This is a genomic window from Burkholderia sp. MSMB617WGS, from assembly GCF_001532025.2.
Lineage (GTDB): Bacteria > Pseudomonadota > Gammaproteobacteria > Burkholderiales > Burkholderiaceae > Burkholderia > Burkholderia savannae.
Map to the genome: position 1 here is coordinate 2,031,396 of NZ_CP013458.1, position 22,928 is coordinate 2,054,323.

Below are 22,928 nucleotides of genomic sequence, written 5' to 3' on the forward strand. Positions count from 1 at the left end.
CGCGATGCAAACGCCCCACCCTTCGCCGCGCCCGCCGCCCAGGCACGGCAGGCTTCCCGCGCGGCTCGCGCGCGCGGCCGTGCTGGTCGGCCTGCTGCTCGCCTGCGCGGCCGCCGCCGCCGCGACGCGCGAGCCCGTCGTCGTGATTCCGGTCACGGGCGCGATCGGGCCCGCGAGCGCCGACTTCATCGTCCGCGGCCTCGAGCGAGCCGCGCGCGAGCACGCGCAGCTCGCGATCCTCCAGCTCGACACGCCGGGCGGCCTCGACACGTCGATGCGGCAGATCATCAAGGCGATCGTCGGCTCGGGCGTGCCCGTCGCCGCGTTCGTCGCGCCGGGCGGCGCGCGCGCGGCGAGCGCCGGCACCTACATCGTCTATGCGAGCCACATCGCGGCGATGGCGCCCGGCACGAATCTCGGCGCGGCGTCGCCCGTGCAGTTCGGCGTCGGCGGCCCGGCGCCGCCCGCCGCGCGGCGCGAGCCCGGCGCCGCATCCGGCGCGGCCGCGACCGACGCCGAGTCGACCGAATCCCGCAAGGCGCTGCACGACGCGGCCGCATACATCCGCAGTCTCGCGCAACTGCGAGGCCGCAACGTCGAATGGGCGGAGCGCGCGGTGCGCGAAGCGGTGAGCCTGCCCGCGAACGACGCGCTCGCGCAGCACGTCGTCGACCTGATCGCGAACGATCCGGCCGATCTCGCCGCGAAGCTCGACGGCAGCAAGATCGTCACCGCGACGGGCACGCACCGGCTCGACACCGCGCAGGCGCCGATCGAGACGATCGAGCCCGACTGGCGCAGCCGCCTGCTCGCGACGATCGCCGATCCGAGCGTCGCGCTCGTGCTCGTCACGCTGGGGATGTACGGAATCTTCTTCGAATTCGCGAATCCGGGCTTCGTGCTGCCGGGCGTCGCGGGCGCGATCAGCCTGCTCGTCGGCCTGTTCGCGCTGCAATTGCTGCCGATCAACTACGCGGGCCTCGCGCTCGTGATGCTCGGCATCGCGTTCCTGATCGCCGAGGCATTCCTGCCGACTTTCGGCACGCTCGGCGTCGGCGGCATCGTCGCGTTCGCGATCGGCGCGCTGATGCTGATCGACACCGACGTGCCCGGCTACGGCGTGCCGTGGCCCGTGATCGTCTCGCTGGCGGCCTCGGGCGCGATCCTCGTGTTCGGCGTGTCGGGCTTCGCGCTGCGCGCGCGGCGGCGGCCCGTCGTCACGGGCGCGGAGGCGATCGTCGGCAGCGTCGGCGAAGTGCTCGACGACGGGCTCGTCCCCGATCAGCCGCCCGAAATCGGCCCGAGCGCCGATCCGGCCGCACCGCTCGCGCCGTCCGCGGCCGGCTGGGCGCGCGTGCACGGCGAGCGCTGGCGCGTCGCGAGCGCGACGCCGATCGCGGCCGGCCGCCGCGTGCGCGTGACGGGCCGCAACGGCCTCACGCTGACCGTCGCCCCGCTGTACGACACCGCCCCACCACAAGGAGAACAATCATGATGGGCTTCACGTTCGGCTTCAGCAGCCTGCTGTTCGTATTCGCGCTGTTCGTGATCGCGTCGGCGATCCGCATCTTCCGGGAATACGAGCGCGGCGTCGTGTTCCTGCTCGGGCGCTTCTGGAAGGTCAAGGGGCCGGGCCTCGTGCTGATCATCCCGGTCGTCCAGCAAGTGGTGCGGATCGACCTGCGCACCGTCGTGTTCGACGTGCCCGCGCAAGACGTGATCACGCGCGACAACGTGTCGGTGAAGGTGAGCGCTGTCGTGTATTTCCGCGTCGTCGATCCGGAAAAGGCGGTGATCCAGGTTCAGCGCTACTTCGACGCGACGAGCCAGCTCGCGCAGACGACGCTGCGCTCCGTGCTCGGCAAGCACGAGCTCGACGCGCTCCTCGCCGAGCGCGAGCAATTGAACGCCGACATCCAGAAAACGCTCGACGCGCAGACGGACGCGTGGGGGATCAAGGTATCGGTGGTGGAGATCAAGCACGTCGACCTGAACGAGACGATGATCCGCGCGATCGCGCGGCAGGCCGAGGCCGAGCGCGAGCGGCGCGCGAAGGTGATCCACGCGGAAGGCGAGCTGCAGGCGTCCGAGCAGTTGCTGAAGGCCGCGCAGCGGCTCGCGCTGCAGCCGCAGGCGATGCAGCTGCGTTATCTGCAGACGCTCACGACGATCGCCGCCGACAAGAACTCGACGATCGTCTTTCCGTTGCCGATCGACCTGCTCAGTTCGGTGCTTGAACGCTTCGGCGGCGCACCGCGGTAATCCGTTGTGCCCGTCGCGGGCTGCCCCGTCGCGGCCCGCCGTTCGCCGCCTGGCGTCCGCCGTCGGCCGCGCCGTCCGCCGTCCGCCGTCCGCTGTCCGCTGTCCGCTGTCTGCCGTCTGCCCATCCGCCATCCGCCGATCGTCCGATCCGCCGGCTCGATGATTCGATGATTCGGCCGCCCGCCGGCCCGACCGCTCACTCGCCGGCCGTTCGTCCGGCAGATCGCTCCCCATTTCAACTTCCGTTTCGACGCCCATTTCGCCCCGTAGCAGCCCACGCCGCGCCGCCGCGCTTTTCGCCGACGAATTAGGAGAAGTACTCATCACAAACGCACGCTCGCGCGCGGTCAGTTGCTATAAGATGCTTACATTGATCAATGTCACATTTGCTGACGCAGCGCAATGACGGCACGCATCCGCGGCCGGCATCGCCGTTCAGAACGACGAAGAAAGGGAGACGACGCCATGGCCGAGCATCCGCTGCCGGAAATCCATATCGAAGAGCTGGACCAGTTCCGCTCCGTCCAGCAGCTCGCGTACCGCTGCGTCGAGACGGTCGGCGACATGCTGTACCCCGGCATCACCGAGAAGCAGGCCGCGAAGCTGATGATCGAATGGGCGCAGGACCACGGCGTGCACGACTGGCTGCACAAGCCGTTCGCGTGGTTCGGCGATCGCACCGCGTTCGAGGGCTTCTCGGGACTGAAGCACCTGGGCGGCTTCAACCTCGCATTCTTCCCGAGCAACCGCACGCTCGAGCCCGACATGCCGGTGATCCTCGACGTCGCGCCCGTCGTCGACGGAATCGTCGCCGACGTCGGCTACGCAACCTGTCTCGGCCACAACCCGGTCCTCGAGCAACTGCAGGACGACCTGATCGCGCACCGCGAGATGATCGTGAAGCTCGTCAAGGAGCGCCGCACGCTCGCCGAAGTCGCGCAGGAAGTCGACGCGCTGTGCCGCCGCCAGGGCGTCGAGCCGCGCCACAAGGCGTATCCGTTCAAGGTGCTCGCGCATCGCGTCGCGAAGCTGCACAAGCTGTCGAAGCCGCGTTTCGTCGCACGCTTCGGCCTCAACTCGACGCGCAACCTGCTGCTCGAGCAAACGCGCGCGGGCAAGGAACAGGGCTGGTCGCCGCTGTGGTCGATCGACGCGCGCTCCGATCACGCGCCGACGCCCGGCCTCTGGGCGGTCGAGCCGCATCTCGGCTTCGCCGGCGTCGGCGCGAAATTCGAGGAGTTGCTCGTCATCACCGACGACGACGCGTACTGGCTCGACGACGACCTGCCGCACGTGCGCCGCTGGCACGCGCGCGAGGCGAGCAAGCAGCTTGCGCAAGAACAGGCCGCGTGACCGGATTCGCCGCGCGCCCTCCTTTCCGACAACAAGACAAGACATCACGATGCAGCCTCTTTCCGACGAAGCGCCGCTCGCGCTGTTCGAATCGGTTCACGCCGAAACCGCCGTTCCGGCCGGCGACGTCACGCTCGCCGCGAAGACCTGGGGCGACGCGTCGCGTCCCGCCGTCGTGCTCGTGCACGGCTACCCCGACAGCAGCAGCGTCTGGCACCGCGTCGCGCCGCTGCTTGCGAAGTCTTACTACGTGATCGCGTACGACGTGCGCGGCGCGGGCCTGTCGACGAAACCCGCGCGCACGGCCGACTACCGGCTCGAGCGGCTCGTCGACGATTTCGTCGCGGTGATCGACGCGCTCGCGCCGAAGCGCGCGGTCCACGTGATCGGCCACGACTGGGGCTCGATTCAGGGCTGGGAGTTCGTCACCGAGCCGCGGCTCGCGGGGCGCATCCTGTCGTACACGTCGTGCTCCGGGCCGAATCTCGACCACGTCGGCTACTGGCTGCGCCAGCAGCTCGCGCGTCCGTCGCCCGCGTCGATCAAGCGTCTCGGCGGCCAGCTCGTGCGCTCGTGGTACGTGTATCTGTTCCATCTGCCGTTCATCCCCGAGCTCAATTGGCGTCTGTGGCTCGGCCGCGCGTGGCCTTCGCTGATGCGCCGGCTCGAGCGCACCGACGTCGGCCCGCGCCCGACGCAGACCGAGGACGGCGTGAACGGCGTGCGCCTCTATCGCGCGAACTTCATCCGCCGCGTGTTCGCGCCGCGCGAGCGCTACGCGCACGCGCCCGTGCAGGTCGTCGTGCCGCTGCGCGACAAGTTCGTGAGCCCCGCGCTGTCGGCCGACATCGCGCGCTGGGTGCCGGCCTATTACCGCCGCGAAGTGGCCGAGCGGCACTGGCTGCCGATGTCCGAACCCGAACGCTTCGCCGCGCTCGCGCAGGAGCTGATCGAAGCGGTCGAGACGGGCGCGGAGCCGCCCGCGCTCGCGCTTGCGCGCCGCGCGAGCGGCACCGGGCCGTTCGTCGGCAAACGCGTCGTGATCACGGGCGCGGGCAGCGGCATCGGCCGCTGCGCGGCCGTCGAATTCGCGAAGCAAGGCGCGTCGATCGTCGCCGTCGACATCGACGAGCAGGCGGCCGAGCGCACCGCGCTCCTCGTGCGCCTGCTCGGCGTCGAGGCGCACGTGCGGCGCGTCGACGTCGGCTCGGCCGACGACATGGAAGCGCTCGCGAATTGGGTCGGCGACGAGCTGGGCGGCGCGGACATCGTCGTCAACAACGCGGGCATCGGCATGGCGGGCGGCATTCTCGACACGTCGGCCGCGCACTGGGAGCGCATCCTGCGCGTGAACCTGTGGGGCGTGATCCACGGCTCGCGCCTGTTCGCGAAGCAGATGGCCGCGCGCGGCGCGGGCGGCCACATCCTCAACACGGCGTCGGCGGCCGCGTTCGGCCCGTCGCGCGACCTGCCCGCCTACGCAACGACAAAGGCCGCGGTGCTGATGCTCAGCGAATGCATGCGCGCCGAGCTCGCGGATCACGGCATCGGCGTGACGGCCGTGTGCCCCGGCTTCGCCGAGACCGGCATCATGGCGTCGACCCAGTACGCGGGCGCGAAGAGCGCGCAGGACGAAGCGCGGCTGCGCAAGCGCGCGACGAAGCTTTATCAGATGCGCGGCCTGAAGCCGGAGACGGTCGCGAAGGCGATGGTCGACGGCGTGCTGCAGAACAAGGCGGTCGTCGCGATCGGCGCGGAGGCGCACGCGATGCGTTTCGTCGGGCGCTTCACGCCGTGGCTCGGCCGGATGATCGCCCGCATCAGCATGGCGTCGCATTGAGCGGCAAAGCCGCCCCGACCGTTGGAGGAGACATCGATGAATGCCCCGGAAAATCACTACCTGATTAAAGCGCGCCACGTCAAATTCGATTTCGCCAAGACACCGATCCAGTGGATCGAAGGCGATCCCGAAAGCACGCACATCATCAACACGCTGAACCTGCTGTTCCCGGAAGGCGAGCTGTGGTTCTGCCGCGTGTACAACAAGGCGCTGCCCCTCATCACCGATCCGGCGCTGCACGCGGACGCCGACGGCTTCCTGCGTCAGGAAGCCGTGCATTCGCGCTCGCACGGCAGCGTGCTCAAGCACTACTACGAGCGGCATGGGATCGACACCAAACCGTTCACGCAGCGGATCAACTGGCTCTTCACGAAGGTACTGGGCGAACGCCCGCTCGGCCTGAAGATCGGCCACACGCGCTTCTGGCTGCGCCAGCAGCTCGCGGTGATCGCATCGCTCGAGCACTTCTTCGGCTATCTCGGCAACTGGGTGCTGAACGCGCGTGGGCTCGACGACGGCCGCGCCGATCCGACGGTCGTCGATCTGCTGCGCTGGCACGGTGCGGAGGAAGTCGAGCACCGGGCCGTGGCGTTCGACATTTACCAGCATCTCGGCGGCCACTATGTCGAGCGCGCGGTCCACATGACGTTCGTGATCCTGGTGCTGCTCTACTTCATCACGTCGGGCGCGAAGTACATGTACGAGCGCGATCCGAGCACCGGCCGCTATCCGGGCTTCGTGCTGTCGTGGTGGCGCGGGTCGCGCCGCGGCCATCTGCCGTCGTTCTGGAAGACGATCGGCGCGGCGCTGCGCTATTACCGGCCGAGCTACACGCCGCACGGCGAAGGCTCCACCGAGGTCGCGCTCGCATATCTCGCGCGCTCGCCAGCGGCGCAGGCCGCCGCGCACGGCGGCAACTGGGGAACGGGGAAGGCAGCGCCCTGACGCGACGGCGGACGGGCACCGTGCGAGCACGCGCGGGGCCCGATTCGATTCACTTTGTGTGCCCGCGTGCCGTCCGCTTCGCCGGCGCAGCACTCGTCGCTTCAGTTCAGCGGCGTCTCGGCCGCTCGCATCACCGCCTGGCCGGGTCGTCGCGCTTCGCCGGCTTGCCGTACTTCTCGCCTTCTCGCCTTCTCGCCTTCTCGCCTTCTCGCCTTCTCGCCTTCTCGCCTTCTCGCCTTTGAGCCTTTGAGCCTTTGAGCCTTTGAGCCTTTGAGCCTTCCGGCGCATCGAACGACGCACGTACCCACCTTGCTCGATTCGTGTCGCGCCGCGGCCGCCGCCCGCAGTCGCCGCGCATGCCACCGGAACCTGCGCCATTGGACAACCTCGGCACCTCGCGCTCGCCGCGCCGTGCCGCGCCGCCTTTCGATCCATTCGCCCCGCGCCATCCCGGCACACCTGGAAAACGCCTGTGCGCGCCGAGCCCCATGCCGCCGATGCCGAAAACGGAATGAACGCGCCGCTTGTTGCCGTCTCCGTCGATCCGTACATTCGCGGCACGCACGCGTGACTTTATTTCACGGAAGCCGGTTTGACATTGTCATCCAATCTTCATAAACAATAACAATGACGCCGAACTTAAATTATTAAATTGCTTCATTTACAAGGAGCAAATCGTGCCGATAAGAGAATTAATAAGCGCGCCGATTACCAACGAACAAAGACGTCGATCATTTCGGGACAAACTGGCGGCCGGCCGCGCGCTGCGCTTCATCGAAAGCCACAGTCCGATTTCCGCAATGATCAGCGAGAAGGTTTACGTGGCGGACGGTGCCACGCAATCCGAGTTCGACGGCTTCTGGTCGAGCTCGCTGACCGACTCGACGCTGCGTGGCCGACCCGACATCGAGATCCTGGACATCGCGAGCCGGCTGCCGAACGTCCAGCACATTTTCGATGTCACGACCAAGCCGCTCATCATCGACGGCGACACGGGCGGCAAGCCCGAACACTTCGCGCTGAATGTCCAGTCTCTGGAACGATCCGGCGTGTCGGCGGTGATTATCGAAGACAAAACGGGGTTGAAGAAAAATTCGCTGCTCGGCAACGACGTGATTCAACACCAGGAATCGATCGACGACTTCTGCGAAAAGATTCGCGTCGGCAAAGCGGCGCAGATCACCGACGATTTTCAGATCATCGCCCGCGTCGAAAGCCTGATTCTCGACAAGGGCATGCCGGACGCGCTCGAACGCGCGGCCGCCTACTGCGAAGCCGGCGCCGACGGCATCATGATCCACAGCCGGAAGAAGGACGCGGACGAAGTCGTCGAATTCGCGCAGCGGTTTCGCGCGCTCGGCCACGACGCGTATCTCGTCTGCGTTCCGACGAGCTTCAATGCGATCTCGTTCGGCGAGCTCGCGCGGCACTTCAGCGTCGTCATCTACGCGAATCATCTGTTGCGCGCCGCTTATCCGGCGATGCTGGCGGTCGCGGAAGGCATCCTCGCGCACGGCCGCACGCTCGAAATCGAGGAGCGCTGCCTGCCTGTCAATGAAATCCTGAAGCTCATTCCGGGAACCGCCTGACCATGAAATCGGAAGACCTGATCGGCATACTGACCGATGCCGGCGTCGACCTCGCGGCCGGCGTTCCGGATTCCTTATTGAAATCGTTCTGCGGTCGCTTGAACGATCCGGATTGTCCGCTTCGTCACATCGTCGCGAGCAGCGAGGGGGCCGCGATCGGCATCGCGATCGGCCACCATCTCGCGACGGGCCGCGTGCCGGCCGTCTACATGCAGAACTCCGGCATCGGCAATGCGATCAATCCGCTCGTGTCGCTCGCGGATCGCGCGGTGTACGGCATTCCGCTCGTGCTGATCGTCGGCTGGCGCGCGGAAATCGCGGCGGACGGCTCGCAAGCGCACGACGAGCCGCAGCACGCGACGCAGGGCCGCATCACGCTGCCGCTGCTCGACGCACTGTCGATCCGTCATCTCGTGTTGAACCGCGCGTACGACGATGACGCGGCGATCGCGCGGCTGATCGATGACGCGCGGCGCACGTCGCAGCCCGTCGCACTCGTCGCGCGCAAGGATACGTTCGACGATGCGCCCGCCCACCGGACGAACGTCGCACACGCGCAGCTCGGCAAAATGACGCGCGAACGCGCGATCGAGCTGATCGTCGAGCATGCGGGCGACGCGACGGCGATCGTGTCGACGACGGGCGTCGCGTCGCGCGAGCTCTATGAGCTGCGCGAACGGCTCGGCCAGTCGCACGCGCGCGATTTCCTGACGGTCGGCGGCATGGGCCACGCGTCGCAGATCGCGGTCGGCATCGCGCTCGCCCGCCCACGACAACAGGTGATCTGCATCGACGGAGACGGCGCGCTGCTGATGCATATGGGCGGCCTCGCGTACTGCGCAAGCGCGCCGAACCTCGTGCACGTCGTCATCAACAACGGCGTCCACGATTCCGTCGGCGGACAGCGCACGCTCGCCGCGCAGTTGCGGCTTTCGCACATCGCGGCATCGTGCGGCTACGCGTTCGCCCGGACCGTCGCGACGCCGATCGAGCTGGAGAGCGCGCTTCATCACGCAAGCCTCCTGGACGGCAGCGCGTTCATCGAAGTGACGTGCCGGCCAGGCTATCGAAGCGATCTCGGCAGGCCGCGCACGTCGCCCGCCGAGAACAAGCGCGGTTTCATGGCGTTCCTATCCCACAACGGAGCAACACATGATCGAAACGACCACGCGCAGGAAAGTGGCGTACAGGACGCTGTCCAGTGCGCTCGGCAGTGAGGTGTACGGCTTCGACACGCCGTTCCCTAACGATTCCGACGCCGTTCGGACGCTGATCGACGCGTGGCATGCGGGCGGCATCTGCCGGCTTCGCCAGCAGCGGCTCGGCATGGCGGAGTTCGTCGAGTTCAGCCGGATCTTCGGCAAGCCCGAACGCGCGCTGAACCAAGAGCAGAAGCTGACGTCGCGCGACGATCTGCCCGAGCTGATGATCGTGTCGAACATCTTGGAGAACGGCGTGTCGATCGGGCATCTCGGCTCGAAGGAAGCGTACTGGCACACCGACATGTGCTACACCGACGTGCCGCCCATCGCGAGCATCCTGTATGCGATCGAGGTTCCCGCGCATGGCGGCAACACCGAGTTCATGAACATGTACAGCGTCCACGACGCGCTGCCCGCGTCGCTGCGCAAACGGGTCGCCGGCCTGTCGATCAAGCACGATCGCAGCTACACCGCGGTCGGCGAGCTGCGCTACGGGTTCGACTCCGTCGTCGACGTGACCGCCTGCCCCGGCTCGGTCCATCCGATCGTGCGCGTCCATCCGGTCACGCAGCGGCCGTATCTGTATCTCGGGCGCCGATTGAACGCGTACGTCGTGGGCCTGCCCGTCGACGAATCGGAAGCGCTCCTCGACGAACTGTGGCGCTACACCCGGCTCGACGGCATCACCTGGACGCAGCGATGGGAAGTCGGCGACATCATGATCTGGGACAACCGCTGCACCATGCATCGGCGCGATGCGTTCGACGAGCATGCGCGGCGCCTGATGTGGCGCACGCAAATCGAGGCCGATCCCGCGCGGCCGCTGTAGCACCCGCGCATCCGACACGAACGATTGCGAGGCCCAATTGACCGCTCATCGCACCGCCGCTTTCGACCGCGTCGCGCGCGCGCTCGGCGCCCGTGGCAAAACGTCGTCCGGCACGACGCTCATCGTCAGCAATCCGTACAATCGCGAAACGATCGCCGAACTGCCGCTTAACGACGGCGACGACGCGCGGCGCAAACTGCAGGCCGCCGCGCGTTTCAGGAGCACGCTCAGCCGCCACGACCGCATCGCCGTGTTCGAAAAGGCAATCGCGTTGCTCGCGGCCGAAAAGCGCGACGCGTCGATCCTCGTCACGCTCGAATCGGGCCTGTGCCGCAAGGACACGATGTACGAGATCGACCGCGTGATCAACGTGCTGCGCGCGGCGATCGTCGAGCTGAACCGAGACGACAGCCAGACATTCTCGTGCGACAACACGTCGAGCGCCGACAAGCGCAAGATCTTCACCGTTCGCGAGCCGCTGCGCGGCGTCGTCGCCGCGATCACGCCGTTCAACCACCCGATGAACCAGGTCGCGCACAAGATCTGTCCGGCGATCGCGTCGAACAACCGCGTCGTGCTGAAGCCGTCGGACAAGACGCCGCTGTCGGCGCTGTACCTGCTCGATCTGTTTCGCGAGGCCGGATTGCCGGAACCGATGTTCGACGTCGTGATCGGCGAGCCGGACGTGGTCGGCTCCGAACTCGTTCGCAACGAGCATGTCGAACTCGTCGCGTTCACCGGCAGCGTCGCGGTCGGCAAGCGGATCGCCGAGATGGCCGGCTATCGGCGCGCGATCCTCGAGCTCGGCGGCAACGATCCGCTGATCGTGATGGAGGACGCCGACCTCGACCGCGCCGCGCGACTCGCCGCCAGGGGCTCCTACAAGAATTCCGGTCAGCGCTGCACCGCGGTCAAGCGCATCCTTGTCGAGCGATCCGTCGCGGGCAAGTTCATCGAACTGCTCGTCGAACACAGCCGAAGCTGGAAAACCGGCGATCCGATGGACGAGCACGTCGACATCGGCACGCTGATCGACGATGCGGCCGCGACCGAATGCGCGCGACGCGTCGACGAGGCGGCAGACGCCGGCGCACGCGTGTTGTTCGGCCATCGCCGCGACGGCGCCGCCTATGCGCCGACCGTGCTCGACCGCGTCGATCCGGCGCTGCGGCTCGTCCAAGAGGAGACGTTCGGCCCCGTGTCGCCCGTGATCACGTTCTCTGGCGTCGACGAAGCAATCGCGATCGCGAACGGCACGCGATACGGATTGTCATCGGGCGTGTGCACGAACCGGTTCGACTACATCATGCACTTGATCGCCCATCTCGATGTCGGCACCGTCAACGTGTGGGAGGTGCCGGGCTTCCGGATGGAAAGCACGCCGTTTGGCGGCGTCAAGGATTCAGGGCTCGGCAGCAAGGAAGGCATGCAGGAGGCGATCAAGAACTTCACGAACCTGAAGACCTATTCGCTGCCGTGGGGCCCGCTCGCGCAACCCGATGCGGCATGAAGGAACGGGCATGCGCGATGCGGCGCGCGTCAGCCGGCAGCCGCCGCCGCGAGCCAGTCCTCGAACTTGCGATGCAGCGCCGTCTTCTGAATGCCGATCGGCGTGACCACATAGTAATCGTGCGGCGCCACCCGGATGTCGCCGAACGGCGCGACGATCCTGCCGCTCGCGAAATCGCGGCTCAGCGTGACGACCGGCCCGATGCCGACGCCGAGATCGTCGACGATGCCCTGGAACGTCACATGAAAATGATCGAAGCGCTGCCGCCTCGTGAAGCGGTTCGCGTCCAGTTTCGCCGCAGCGAACCAGTCGTCCCAGTGGCGCGGGCGCGTTTCGGTTTCGAGGATCGTATGGCGTGCGAGATCCTCGAGACGATCGAGCGGCACGCGGCTCAGCAGCGACGGCGATGCGACGACCGTGTGATGATCGCTGAGAAAGCGGATCGCCGATTGGGGATTGAAGACCTGATCGTCGCGTCTTATCGCGACGTCGCAACTCCCGCCGCTCGGCTGTTGCTGCGTCGTGACGGTCAACACCTGCACCATCGCGTCCGGATGCGCGTCGCGAAACGCCGCGAGACGGGGAATCAGCCAGCGCATGCCGAACGTCGTCGGCACGCTGATGCGCAGCACTTGCCGCGCGCTGCCCTTGCCGTAGCGCTGAACGATGTCCGTCAGCGCGTCAAGCGCGCCGCCGAGCTCCTGCGCGAACGCTCGCGCATGCACGGACGGGACCATCCGCTGACCGTCCTTCTCGAAGAGGCTCGTGCCGAGCCACGATTCCAGCGTCTGAATCTGGCGGCTGACCGCGCTGTGCGTGACGCACAGCTCGTCGGCTGCCGCCGTGAAGCTTCCCGCGCGGCACGCGACCAAAAACGTTCGGATTGCCGCCAATGGGGGGAGTGCCGACATGGCTCGTACTTTATGTCACGGATGCGTGAAATTTTAGCACTGTGCCCGACTTGCCGATTGACTACGATGCAAGATCGTCCCCAATCCGGAGGTCGACTGGTCGAAGAGGATTTTCAATGACTGCTTATGCGATCGTATTGCTGATCGGCGTCGTCGCGGGCGTCGTCAGCGGCGTCATCGGAACCGGTGCGTCGATCATGCTGCTGCCGCCGCTCGTGTTCTATTTCGGTCCGAAGCAGGCCGTGCCGATCATGGCGATCGCCGCCGTGCTGGGCAACGTCTCGCGCGCGTACGTGTGGCGCCGCGACATCGCATGGAAAGCGTTCTTCGCCTATTCGATCGCCGCCGCGCCGGCCGCCATGCTCGGCGCGCGGACGCTGTGGGTGCTCAAGCCGCAATGGGTCGACTGCGCGCTCGGCGTGTTCTTCCTGTCGATGATCCCATACCGATACGTAGCAAGCCGAAACGAATTTTCATTGTCGGCGTGGCAGTTGTCCGCAGCGGGCGCGGTCGTCGGCTATCTGACCGGCATCGTGTTCTCCACCGGCCCGCTGACGCTGCCGATCTTCTCCGCCTACGGGCTGCTCAAGGGCGGCCTGCTTGCAACCGAAGCAGCGGCGTCGCTCGTCGTCTATGCGAGCAAGCTTGCCGCGTTCGGGCAGCTTGGCGGCCTGCCGCTCGACGTGGTGATCAAGGGCACGCTCGTCGGCGCATCGCTATCCGCGGGCATCTCGATCGGCAAGGCGGTCACGCTGCGCCTGTCGACGAGCGCGTTCCACCGGCTGCTCGATCTCGTGATGCTGTCGGCCGGCACGACGCTGCTGTGGGGCGCTATGCGCTGATTCGAAGCCCGTGCGTCAGCCGGACCGAATAGCCGCTGCGCGCTCGGCGCGCCACGTGCCATTCGCGTTTGCGGCGAAGCCACGTTGCCGATTCGGCAACGATCCGGCAACGATCCGTTTGCGGCTCGCGCTGCCGTCGCGGAGTCGAACGACTCGCCGTGCGCCGGTCCGCTCGATTCCGCGATACGGCACACGCGATCGCTTCACGTGGCCTCGCATTGCGCCACCGATCTGATGTCGACATCCCCCTTTCGACGACTCGGCGCCCGCGCCAGTCCGGCCGTGACGCGAACCACGCTGCCGCGGCGCAACGGATTCGTTCCGCCCTACTGAGGACCGCGCGCCGCGGCGGCATGCGCGCCGGCTGGCATCGTCGTCGCGAACGCCGCGTCGCGCCGGCGAACACGGCAATCGCGCTTGCCACAATATTTTCGTTGACAAGCCAACGAAGGATGACGAAACTCATCGACATGGATACGCGCCTGCACATCGCCATCGTAAATGCCCACCCGCCAATGAACGCCCGTTGTGGCGTGTCACCGGGGGCGCTCGCGCGTTAGCTATCCGCAACATCGGATGTCAAGAGGCCCCCGCCGGAAACGGTTGGGGCCTTTTTCATTGCGCTGCGCTCCTTCCGCCGGCTCTATTCAGGAGAAGACGATGGACCAGGCAAGCCGGTTGTTATTTCGTCCCGATTCGACGCGGCACGACGGATATGACGCGATCCAGCTGCCGCGCATGACGCTTCACTTCGCGCTCGAGCCGCGCGCGATGATGACGTGGCTTGCGCGCAGCCACACCGAGATCCGCGTGCTGAGCTCGCGCGTCTGGCTCACGCGCTCGTACAGCGTCGACGACTACTGGCTGCAGCCGGGTGACGTGCTGCACGTGCCGCGCGGCGAGCGCATCTGGCTCAGCGCCGACGGGCCGTCCGCCGCGGAGGTCTCACTGACGACGGCGTACGCGCGCCGGCGCGGCTGGATCGGCGGCATGATCGACGGGCTGCTCGACATCGCGGCGGATCTGACCAGTCCGCGCCCGCGTTGACGCGTCGTGCGAGCAGACGCAGAGGCATGCCGCGCCGGCTCGACGCGACAAACGCCGTTGTGAACCGTTTGGCGTCTGTTGCTTCGCGCGATGAAGCGAAGCAACGGACGCCTCGCGAAAGCGACGGTGAAGCTCACCGTCGCGTCGCATAAATTTCGCGCAGTCGCGTCGGCTTCTATCATCAGGACCGCTATGCATTTCGAAGCCGAGAGAAGCGAAATCAACAAGCGGCCGATCGATGCCGGTACCGCGTGACGCAACTTCGCCCGTCGCCCGCGTCGGTCGAATACCGTCGGCCGTGCGTCGTCATCGGATGCATCGGATCGGAGCGCTCACGCACGACCGATCGAACAAAATCGCGCGCGCCCTTCGAATCGCGATGCGCGCACGATGATCCGTCGACGCACGACAACTGCGAACTCGGTTCGCGCGGATGCCCCGCCGACGGCCAGCCGCCAGCCGCATCGCGCACGTCGTGCCGAATCGCGTGACCGCGAGCACGCGATTCGTGCATGCAAGCGCGCACGGCGTTTCAGGAAAAATGAGGAAACGTTGCGCGCACCGGTTCGGTCCGTTCCCCGAACGAACGCACGCAACGCATGTGTTGAACGACGACGCCCCGATCGATGAACGGCGCGCTCGAAATGGCGGCGAAGCGCGCACGACAAAGCGCGCCGAAAACATCGCGGCCGGCGGGCACGTGCCGCACGCCGCGAACCGTTCGCACGCGACGTTACGTGCTCGCCGCGAGACGCGGCCCCGACGCGCCGCGCACGGCCGTCGACGGCTCTTCGTCGGTCTTTTGCACCTGCGCGCTCACCCAAGGATCGATGCCTTGCTTCTGCACCTCTTCGAGAAACGACACGCGCGCGCGCCAGTAATCGGCCTGCAGCTTCGCGTCGATCACGCGCTGCTCGGCGGCGAACAACTCCATCCGTGCAGTCACGAGCATCGACGCCGCGCTCTTCTCGGGAGTGGGGGCGTGACGCAACGCCCATCGGCTGATCCAGTTCAACATGCTTGCCTCCGTATTGACGGATGAAATCGCGTGGGGCGCGTCCCACCTGCGAAACCCTGCCCCTGCACTCACCTTCAGCTGCCACTGCGAAATGCGCCGATTCCCGCGTCCGCTCCCGGCACCCGACGGCCCCGACGCGAGCATTGTCTCTATCCTAGTGAGAGAATCGCGTTAATGCGATGACGACTTGCATTCTTTTACACAAGCCACCTTATTGCAACATCCTAAAAAACAACGATATCCCATTGATCCAGAAGAAAAATATCCGTCGAAAAATATATGTAAACACCTATCTCTAAAATCAACGGATTTGTAGCAGGAATTGGGTGAATTTCCGGATGTCGATCGTTCGGCAGCGCATGCTTTCGACCGAAACCTTACGCCGATTCTCATGGACTTTTTTCTTTTCATGCGATTGGCGCGGGCATCATGCGGCCGCAAAGCCGGCGAGCTTGCCTGCCGTGCAATCCGCCAGGAATCGCGCGAGGCTGGCCATGCAGCCGCATGTTTCGACCGCGTACGTTCGAACATGACGCCGTACCGGCATGCACGACAATGGGGCGTCGCGCCGTCGCAGCGCGCGAGCACGCGCCATTGCGGCATGAAAGTCCATCACGTCGCATTCGGCCGATTTCGATGCGCCCACTCGGTCGCGCCTGCGATACGGCTCGCCGTTGCTTTCGAAGATATTACGATCGGCAATGCGAACCATGCGTGACGGTCCACCACTCGCACGCAACTTGTTCGCCACTCGTGCGCATATCAAGCCGTCATTCGTGCGCGGCGCGTCGACCCGCCACGCACCGCATGTCGTCGCCGGCTCGGCGTCGCGTGCGGCGCGCACAACGCGCGCAATGCGTCAGTCACGCGCAACGTTCATCCGCAAGCCGCATTCCGTCCGTCATCCGAGCCCGCCTTCGTCGGGCCACCGGTAACCGAGCAGCCTCGAACGCGCATACGCGAACTCGCGTACCGCGCCGCGCTGATTGCCGCCGAACAGATACACGCGTTCGTCGTCGTGCCGCACATAGAAGCCGACATGCCCTCGCCAGCTCGTCGGACGATCGCGCGTCAGCACGGCGACGCATCCATAGGCCGGCTCGCTCAGCGCACGGCCCCACTCGAGCCACGATCGCGCGAGCGCCGAGCCCGTTCCCGATATCCCGACGCGCGCGAAACACCAGTTGACGAACGACGAGCACCACGAAATCTTGTCGTCGTAGCCGGCGAGATTCGTGCAGCCGTTGTATTCGATGATGCGCGGATTGCTTGCGCCGACCCTGAAACGCCGAACGCCCTGTTCCGCGAGCGCGACGGACATCCAGGCAGGATGGCCGGCATCGGCTTGCTGTTCGCCGTGCGCCGGCACGACGCTTTCATGCATTCGAGCGATCGACGTCAAGCTGAACTCTCCAGTTCGTGAATAGGCGGCGCACCGGCACGGGCGTCGACGCCGTTCGTTGTTCGTTGTTCGACGCCGCCAGGGCGCCGCACGCGGCGCACGCCCTTCTCGCTACCGGCAAGCGGTCATTTTAACGACTCGCCGACGAACGCGTACGCGGACGCCACCCGCCCGAATTCTCGCCGCGCTCGCTGCGCGAGCCGCCGCGAGCGCGATGTCGAATCGCGATCAATCGCCGCAAATATATCGTCCCGCCTATGTCCGCTATTACAATCCGCCGATAGCCGCCCAATAGTGGCTGGTTACAGTACGTCCGCCACGCGGGCAACACAACTCACAAAGCATTCAGCAACACGACTACTCGACCGGAGAATCGCCCACATGGAATCGATCAAACGGTACTTCGGCTTCGCGGAAGCCGGAACCGACTTGCGCACCGAAATACTCGCGGGCGTCACCACGTTCCTGACGATGGCCTACATCATCTTCGTCAACCCCGCGATTCTCGGTGATGCGGGCATGCCGAAGGAATCCGTCTTCGTCGCCACGTGCCTCGTCGCCGCGCTCGCATCGGTCATCATGGGCCTGTACGCGAACTACCCGATCGCCTGCGCGCCGGGCATGGGCCTCAACGCGTATTTCGCTTACACCGTCGTCAAGGGCATGGGCTTTACGTGGCAGGCCGCGCTCGGCGCGGTGTTCATCTCCGGCTGCCTGTTCCTGCTCGTCACGCTGTTTCGCGTGCGCGAAGTGATCGTCAATGGGATTCCGAAGTCGCTGCGCATCGCGATCACCGCGGGCATCGGCCTTTTCCTCGGCATCATTTCGCTGAAGACGGCGGGCGTGATCGTCGGCAGCCCGGCGACGCTCGTCACGCTCGGCGATCTGCACAAGCCGACGACGGTCCTCGCGATCATCGGCTTCTTCGCGATCGTCACGCTCGATTACCTGCGCGTGCGCGGCGCGATCCTGATCGGCATCATCGGCGTGACGATCCTGTCGTTCTTCTTCGGCGGCAACGAGTTTCACGGAATCTTCTCCGCACCGCCGTCGATCGACGCGACGCTGTTCAAGCTCGACATCGGCGCCGCGCTGTCGACGGGCATCATCAACGTGATCCTCGTGTTCTTCCTCGTCGAGCTGTTCGATGCGACGGGCACGCTGATGGGCGTCGCGAATCGCGCGGGGCTCCTCGTCGAAGGCAAGATGCATCGCCTGAACAAGGCACTCCTCGCCGACAGCACCGCGATCGTCGCGGGCTCGGTGCTCGGCACGTCGTCGACGACCGCATACATCGAAAGCGCATCCGGCGTGCAGGCGGGCGGGCGCACCGGCGTTACCGCGATCACGGTCGCCGTGCTGTTCATTGCATGCCTCTTCATCGCGCCGCTCGCGAGCGTCGTGCCCGGCTACGCGACTGCGCCGGCGCTGCTGTACGTGTCGTGCCTGATGCTGCGCGACATGGTCGACGTGCCGTGGGACGATGCGACGGAGGCCGTGCCCGCCGCGCTCACCGCGTTGCTGATGCCGTTCACGTACTCGATCGCGAACGGCGTCGCGTTCGGCTTCATCGCCTACGGCGGCCTCAAGCTGCTGACGGGCCACGCGAAGCAGGTGAAGCCGATCGTCTGGATCATCGCAGCGATCTTCCTGTTCCGCTACTTCTACCTCGGCGCCGAATAACGGCGCGACGCGCGGCGGCGAACGCGCAAGCGACTGCCGCCGCAAACGGCTCGTCCGCGTCTGGACGCGCGGGCGACGACGCAGCCGTATGGGGAACGGTAATGCCGCGCGACGATGCGCGATCTCGGAAGCCGACGCAACGACGGCATGCGCCGGGCGACAGATTCGTCGGCAATGCTTGAATTCCCAACTAGCCCGCCGCCCGCGCGACAGTTGCGCGCCGGCAAGACGTCTCGCCGCGATCCGGCGGCGATTGTCACGCGTGCGGCTCCCATGCGCGCTTGCTCGTGCGTTCGCGAGGCTGCTATGGCCGCGACAGAACGCAATAGGAACGTCACCGCTGACGCATCCGCACACCGGCGAGAGTCCGACGTAATATCCGACCGAAGGACGTCAACGAAGCCGGCGTCCTCACTGCGAATTCCATTCGGCGCAGACAGCGACGCATTCGTCTTTAGGATAACCGATCGAACGAAGCTCGACCGCGAGCGACCGATTCGGCGCGCGGCCAATAAGCTCGCTTGCGCGGCGGAACGGCTCGTCGGCAACCGATGATTCGACGGTGCGAGAGTCGACTGCGAAGAGAGATCCGCGAAACATGCAACGCCGCGACAGTCGCGCCCGGAAGGAGCACGTGTTCTCATCGCGACCATTCGAAGCGCGCCTGCGCGCTCGTCGACAGGCGGCTCGATAAGCGAATCGATTAGCGGCTCAAAAAGCGGTTCGATAAACGGCTCGCAAGCGACCGAACGAAGCCCGACGAACAACCGACGCAGCGCTCGCGCAAGCGCAGCCGGCCACGGCCACGGCCACGCAACGCAACGCAACGCAACGCAACGCAACGCATCGTCGCGCGCATGCCGTCCACTGCCGCGAATCCTCAAATCAACGACCCGCAGAAGCGAACACGCCCGCGTGTCGACGCAGGCCTGCACGCCGCATCTCGCAAGCATGCCGAACGAATCCGCTCCGGCTCAAAAAAAACGAGCGCCACCCGCGGGCAGCGCTCGTTCGCGAAGTCGGCGCAATCTAGCGCACGTTCGCCTCGTAAAACCTGACGTACCCGCTTCTCAACACCACGCATTGCGCGCGGGTCTCGGACAACAGGCGTCGCGCCGCGGCCTCGATACGGAGCCGGTGCGCATCGAACGCCCCCACCATATCCTCGAAGCGCGGCGAAGCGGCACCGTAATGGTCCTCGAGCGCCTCGGCGGTGATATGGCATTGAACCGGCTCGCCGTCGACCATCGCCATGAACGCGAGCGTCAATTCGCGCCCCGAATATTCGGGCGCATCGTTCGTGAACTGGATCTGCATCGGAACCGCCTTTGCCGTAGCTCGAGAATGCAAGAAACCGCGTGCCGCCGGAAGGGTTCGCCGGCCGGAAGCGCGCGGGCTGACCGGAGCGGCTGTCGTGCGGCGAGCGGCGCGCGCTCGCCGGATGCTCCGGTTGACTTCACTTTAGTCGCTTTCCGGCACGACACAAGATTTCGTCAAAAAACCCTGCGCGCGCGCAGGCTCACGCGCATTCTTCTGTCAATTGACCGCGCAACGGCTTGACTGCAGGAAGAATCGTGCGATGAATCGTCGTGGGAATCGCACACCGGATTCGACTGCGAATCCCGGTGTCAGGCAGTTGCAAACGAGAGGGAGCGATGGTCCGCGCCGCATTTCCGCGTGCGGTTCGTCGACCGGCGAACTCCGCTCGCGGGCCGTCGGGTTTCGCGCGAACGAGCTTCGATGGCCTTCGCTCGAGTCGACGCGCGCACCGCCGCGCCAAAGCCCTTTATATTGCGACGGGCATGCGGGTTATATGCCGATCGCATTCGGCAGCGCTCGTCGCGTCGCACAACGCGCGAGCCGATCGGGCCCCACGGCGCCGCGAGCGCGCTCGCCGTCGCGCCGCCCGCAGGCCATCCCGCTCACTTCTTTTCGTCCTTCGGCCAGACGTTCAGTGCAACCGCGCAAGTCGTCACGCCGAGCGCAATCGCCGCAGCGCCATATCGCACCGCAGCATCCTGGTCGAACAACAATCCGTGGATCGCCACGGCAATGCCGGCCAGCGAGACGAACGTCGCGATCGCGGCGAGCACCACTCTCAGTTCCGTCCGAACCATGATGATTCTCCCCGAACGGATGCATGTCGCGGCGCATGCTGAATTGCGGGGACCGTTCATGATTTCCGCATCGGTCCGGGCGGGGCGCGGCGCGTGCGCACCCTGTTTCCATCATTGCAGGCCGGGGCACAAAAGCAAGCGAAATTCGATTTGCGGTCGCACATCGCGCGCGGCGCTTGTATGATGGGCGTGCCCGCGCCGCCACGTCCACCGCTGCGCCGGTCGAGCGGAGCGCACACTCCGTCGGCGGGCCCCATGGAGACAAGTCATGCCGCAATCTTCCGTGCTGCCCGCCGTGGCGAGCCGCGTCGACCTGCTCGCGCAAGCGCACGCCCGCTCATCGTCGGTGGGCCTGCGCGCATCCGAATTGCCCGATTTTTCGCCGCTGTCGCGCACCGCGCTGCGCGAACTGATCGACGGCAGCCAGTCGCTGTACACGCATGCGCGCCCGGTGATGGACACGCTGCACACGCAGATCGCCGACACGCAAAGCCTCGTGCTCCTGACCGATCGGGACGGCGTGATCCTGCACAGCATCGGCGACGCCGATTTCGTCGAGAAGGCGAATCGCGTCGCGCTCTGCCCCGGCGTGTCGTGGGCGGAGGACACGCGCGGCACCAACGCGATCGGCACGGCGCTCGCCTCGGGCCAGGCGCTCGCCGTCCACGGCGCCGAGCATTTCCTGCGCGCGAATCACGTGCTGACCTGCTCGTGCGCGCCGATCGTCGATCCCTTCGACCGCATCCTCGGCGCGTTGGACGTGAGCGGCGATCCGCGCGGCTTCAGCTCGCACACGCTCGCGCTCGTGAAGATGTCCGCGCAACTGATCGAGAATCATCTGTTCGCGAACCAGTGCGCCGACGCGCTGCGCGTGCGCTTTCACGCACACGACGAATTCGTCGACTCGCTGTTCGCGGGCCTCGTCGCGTTCAGCCCGAGCGGCGCGCTGATCGCGGCGAACCGCAGCGCGCAATTCCAGCTCGGCGCTGGTTTCGATGCGCTGCAGCATCGCGGCTGCGACGAGCTGTTCGGCCTGTCGTTCGCGAAGCTCGCGCAGCATGCGGCGCACGAGCCGCTCGCGTGCTTCGCGCTGACGCTCGGCAGCGGCGTGCGCGTGCGCGCGCGCTGTGAATTCGCGGATGCGCAGCGCACGGCCGTTCCGGTGACGAGCCGCATCGCGCCGCCCCGTAACGCCGAGAGCACGCGCGACGACGATCCCGACGCGATCACGTTCGCGACGCTCGACACGGGCGATGCGCGCATGGCCGCCGTGCTGCAGCGCGTCGGCAAGGTGCGCGGGCGCGACCTGCCGGTGCTCGTGCTCGGCGAAACCGGCACCGGCAAGGAATGGCTCGCGCGGGCGCTGCATCGTGCGTCGCCGCGCCGCGACGGTCCGTTCGTCGCGGTCAATTGCGCGGCGTTGCCTGATTCGCTGATCGAAGCGGAGCTGTTCGGCTACGAGGACGGCGCGTTCACCGGCGCGCGCAAGCGCGGCAGCCCCGGCAAGATCGCGCAGGCGGACGGCGGCACGCTGTTTCTCGACGAAATCGGCGACATGCCGCTCGCGCAGCAGGTGCGGCTGATGCGCGTGCTGCAGGAACGCGCGGTGATGCCGCTCGGCGGCGCGCGCGCGGTGCCGGTGGATTTGCGGATCGTCTGCGCGACGCACCGCGATCTGCGCGGGATGATCGCCGCCGGCACGTTCCGCGAGGATCTGTTCTACCGGATCAACGGCCTCGCGGTGACGCTGCCGGCGCTGGCCGAGCGCTCGGACCTCGAGACGCTCGTCGCCCGCGTGCTCGCGCGGCTCGCGCGCAGCGAGCCGATGCCCGCCGCCGTGTCGCCGGCCGTGCTCGCCGCGTTTGCGCGCTGCCGCTGGCCCGGCAATCTGCGTCAACTGACGAACGTGCTGCGCACGGCCGGGATGCTCGCCGAAGGCGAAACGCAAATCGACGTCGAGCATTTGCCCGACGATTTCTGGCTCGACTGCCCGCAGCCCGCGCGGGAAGCCACGGCGACACCCACCGACGGCGACGCGGCCGGCGCGGCAGCGGCGTTCGCCACCGCCGCGCCGACGCTGCAAGCCCATCAGTTCGCGCTGATCGACGGCGCGCTCGACCGGCATCGCGGCAACGTGTCGGCGGCCGCGCGCGAGCTCGGGCTCGCGCGCAACACCGTTTATCGACATCTGCGCAGACGACGGCCGCCGGGCGTCTGAATCGTCGGTGCCGCCGGTGCCGCAGCCAGCCGCGGACGGCGAGCGCGGCACCGCGCGTGCGGCCTTGCGTACGATGCGCAGATGGGCCGCGCTGCGTGCGCGGCGAAACGCGCGAGCGCATCGGGTATCCTTGCGGCTTCATCGTCCACGACACCGCGCC

General features: G+C 66.6%; 19 protein-coding genes. 13 read left to right on the forward strand and 6 right to left on the reverse strand.

Translation table 11 applies throughout. The annotated features are described in order from the left end of the window. Window positions 1-4: 4 nt before the first annotated feature. From WT60_RS29870 to phnY, 9 genes are all read left to right on the forward strand, one after another. Window positions 5-1,495, forward strand: a complete 1,491-nt coding sequence (locus WT60_RS29870; protein WP_060355768.1) for a nodulation protein NfeD — start codon at window positions 5-7, stop codon at window positions 1,493-1,495. Continuing rightward, window positions 1,492-2,262 (forward strand): slipin family protein, encoded by a 771-nt coding sequence (locus WT60_RS29875; protein ID WP_038752564.1) that lies wholly within the window; start codon window positions 1,492-1,494, stop codon window positions 2,260-2,262. Before WT60_RS29870 ends, WT60_RS29875 begins: the two co-directional genes overlap by 4 nt. Window positions 2,263-2,727: 465 nt before the next feature. Further along, complete coding sequence (locus tag WT60_RS29880) at window positions 2,728-3,615, forward strand: M24 family metallopeptidase (protein ID WP_038752566.1); 888 nt, start codon at window positions 2,728-2,730, stop codon at window positions 3,613-3,615. Between the two features lie 49 nt (window positions 3,616-3,664). Next, a complete protein-coding gene (locus WT60_RS29885) occupies window positions 3,665-5,455 on the forward strand; it encodes an SDR family oxidoreductase (RefSeq protein WP_038752569.1) in 1,791 nt (596 codons plus the stop codon). A 36-nt stretch (window positions 5,456-5,491) separates the two neighbouring features. After that, window positions 5,492-6,400: a metal-dependent hydrolase gene (locus WT60_RS29890; RefSeq protein ID WP_038752706.1), complete on the forward strand. Its 909-nt coding sequence runs from the start codon at window positions 5,492-5,494 to the stop codon at window positions 6,398-6,400. A 677-nt stretch (window positions 6,401-7,077) separates the two neighbouring features. Further along, on the forward strand, window positions 7,078-7,989 hold the full coding sequence (gene aepX / locus WT60_RS29895) for a phosphoenolpyruvate mutase (protein ID WP_038752572.1): 912 nt from the start codon (window positions 7,078-7,080) through the stop codon (window positions 7,987-7,989). A gap of 2 nt (window positions 7,990-7,991) precedes the next feature. Further along, on the forward strand, window positions 7,992-9,206 hold the full coding sequence (gene aepY / locus WT60_RS29900) for a phosphonopyruvate decarboxylase (RefSeq protein ID WP_060355769.1): 1,215 nt from the start codon (window positions 7,992-7,994) through the stop codon (window positions 9,204-9,206). Then, the gene (locus WT60_RS29905) at window positions 9,142-10,020 is read left to right on the forward strand and encodes a TauD/TfdA family dioxygenase (protein WP_081989974.1); all 879 of its coding nucleotides are present in this window, start codon (window positions 9,142-9,144) and stop codon (window positions 10,018-10,020) included. Before aepY ends, WT60_RS29905 begins: the two co-directional genes overlap by 65 nt. 37 nt (window positions 10,021-10,057) lie before the next feature. Beyond that, window positions 10,058-11,530, forward strand: a complete 1,473-nt coding sequence (phnY, locus tag WT60_RS29910) for a phosphonoacetaldehyde dehydrogenase (RefSeq protein WP_059578865.1) — start codon at window positions 10,058-10,060, stop codon at window positions 11,528-11,530. Window positions 11,531-11,559: 29 nt separating this feature from the next. On the opposite strand, the gene WT60_RS29915 is transcribed toward phnY, so the two are convergent. Next, the gene (locus WT60_RS29915) at window positions 11,560-12,441 is read right to left on the reverse strand and encodes a LysR substrate-binding domain-containing protein (RefSeq protein ID WP_059578869.1); all 882 of its coding nucleotides are present in this window, start codon (window positions 12,439-12,441) and stop codon (window positions 11,560-11,562) included. Between the two features lie 116 nt (window positions 12,442-12,557). Here WT60_RS29915 and WT60_RS29920 point away from each other — a divergent pair, with 116 nt between their 5' ends. Both WT60_RS29920 and WT60_RS29930 read left to right on the forward strand, forming a co-directional pair. Next, window positions 12,558-13,283: a sulfite exporter TauE/SafE family protein gene (locus tag WT60_RS29920; protein WP_038752587.1), complete on the forward strand. Its 726-nt coding sequence runs from the start codon at window positions 12,558-12,560 to the stop codon at window positions 13,281-13,283. Window positions 13,284-13,943: 660 nt separating this feature from the next. Further along, window positions 13,944-14,330 (forward strand): DUF2917 domain-containing protein, encoded by a 387-nt coding sequence (locus WT60_RS29930; protein ID WP_038752589.1) that lies wholly within the window; start codon window positions 13,944-13,946, stop codon window positions 14,328-14,330. Window positions 14,331-15,063: 733 nt separating this feature from the next. Here WT60_RS29930 and WT60_RS29940 read toward each other — a convergent pair. The 3 genes from WT60_RS29940 to WT60_RS29955 all read right to left on the reverse strand — a co-directional run bounded on the left by WT60_RS29940 (window position 15,064) and on the right by WT60_RS29955 (window position 16,732). After that, a complete protein-coding gene (locus tag WT60_RS29940; RefSeq protein WP_038752594.1) occupies window positions 15,064-15,348 on the reverse strand; it encodes a hypothetical protein in 285 nt (94 codons plus the stop codon). Window positions 15,349-15,775: 427 nt separating this feature from the next. Further along, on the reverse strand, window positions 15,776-16,060 hold the full coding sequence (locus WT60_RS34835; RefSeq protein ID WP_156432312.1) for a hypothetical protein: 285 nt from the start codon (window positions 16,058-16,060) through the stop codon (window positions 15,776-15,778). A gap of 189 nt (window positions 16,061-16,249) precedes the next feature. After that, entirely contained in the window at window positions 16,250-16,732 is a 483-nt protein-coding gene (locus WT60_RS29955; RefSeq protein WP_060355785.1) for a TIGR02594 family protein, read from the reverse strand. A gap of 399 nt (window positions 16,733-17,131) precedes the next feature. Between WT60_RS29955 and WT60_RS29965 the strand changes: the two genes are divergently transcribed. After that, window positions 17,132-18,433 carry an NCS2 family permease gene (locus WT60_RS29965; protein ID WP_038752600.1) on the forward strand — a complete coding sequence of 434 codons (1,302 nt, stop codon included), beginning with the start codon at window positions 17,132-17,134 and terminating at the stop codon, window positions 18,431-18,433. Window positions 18,434-19,462: 1,029 nt separating this feature from the next. Here the strand turns inward: WT60_RS29965 and WT60_RS29970 are convergent. Next, window positions 19,463-19,750 (reverse strand): DUF1488 domain-containing protein, encoded by a 288-nt coding sequence (locus WT60_RS29970; protein ID WP_038752603.1) that lies wholly within the window; start codon window positions 19,748-19,750, stop codon window positions 19,463-19,465. Window positions 19,751-20,355: 605 nt separating this feature from the next. Further along, a complete protein-coding gene (locus WT60_RS29975) occupies window positions 20,356-20,550 on the reverse strand; it encodes a DUF2964 domain-containing protein (protein WP_038752606.1) in 195 nt (64 codons plus the stop codon). A gap of 268 nt (window positions 20,551-20,818) precedes the next feature. Here WT60_RS29975 and WT60_RS29980 point away from each other — a divergent pair, with 268 nt between their 5' ends. Continuing rightward, complete coding sequence (locus WT60_RS29980) at window positions 20,819-22,768, forward strand: sigma-54-dependent Fis family transcriptional regulator (protein ID WP_059670012.1); 1,950 nt, start codon at window positions 20,819-20,821, stop codon at window positions 22,766-22,768. Window positions 22,769-22,928 lie beyond the last annotated feature (160 nt).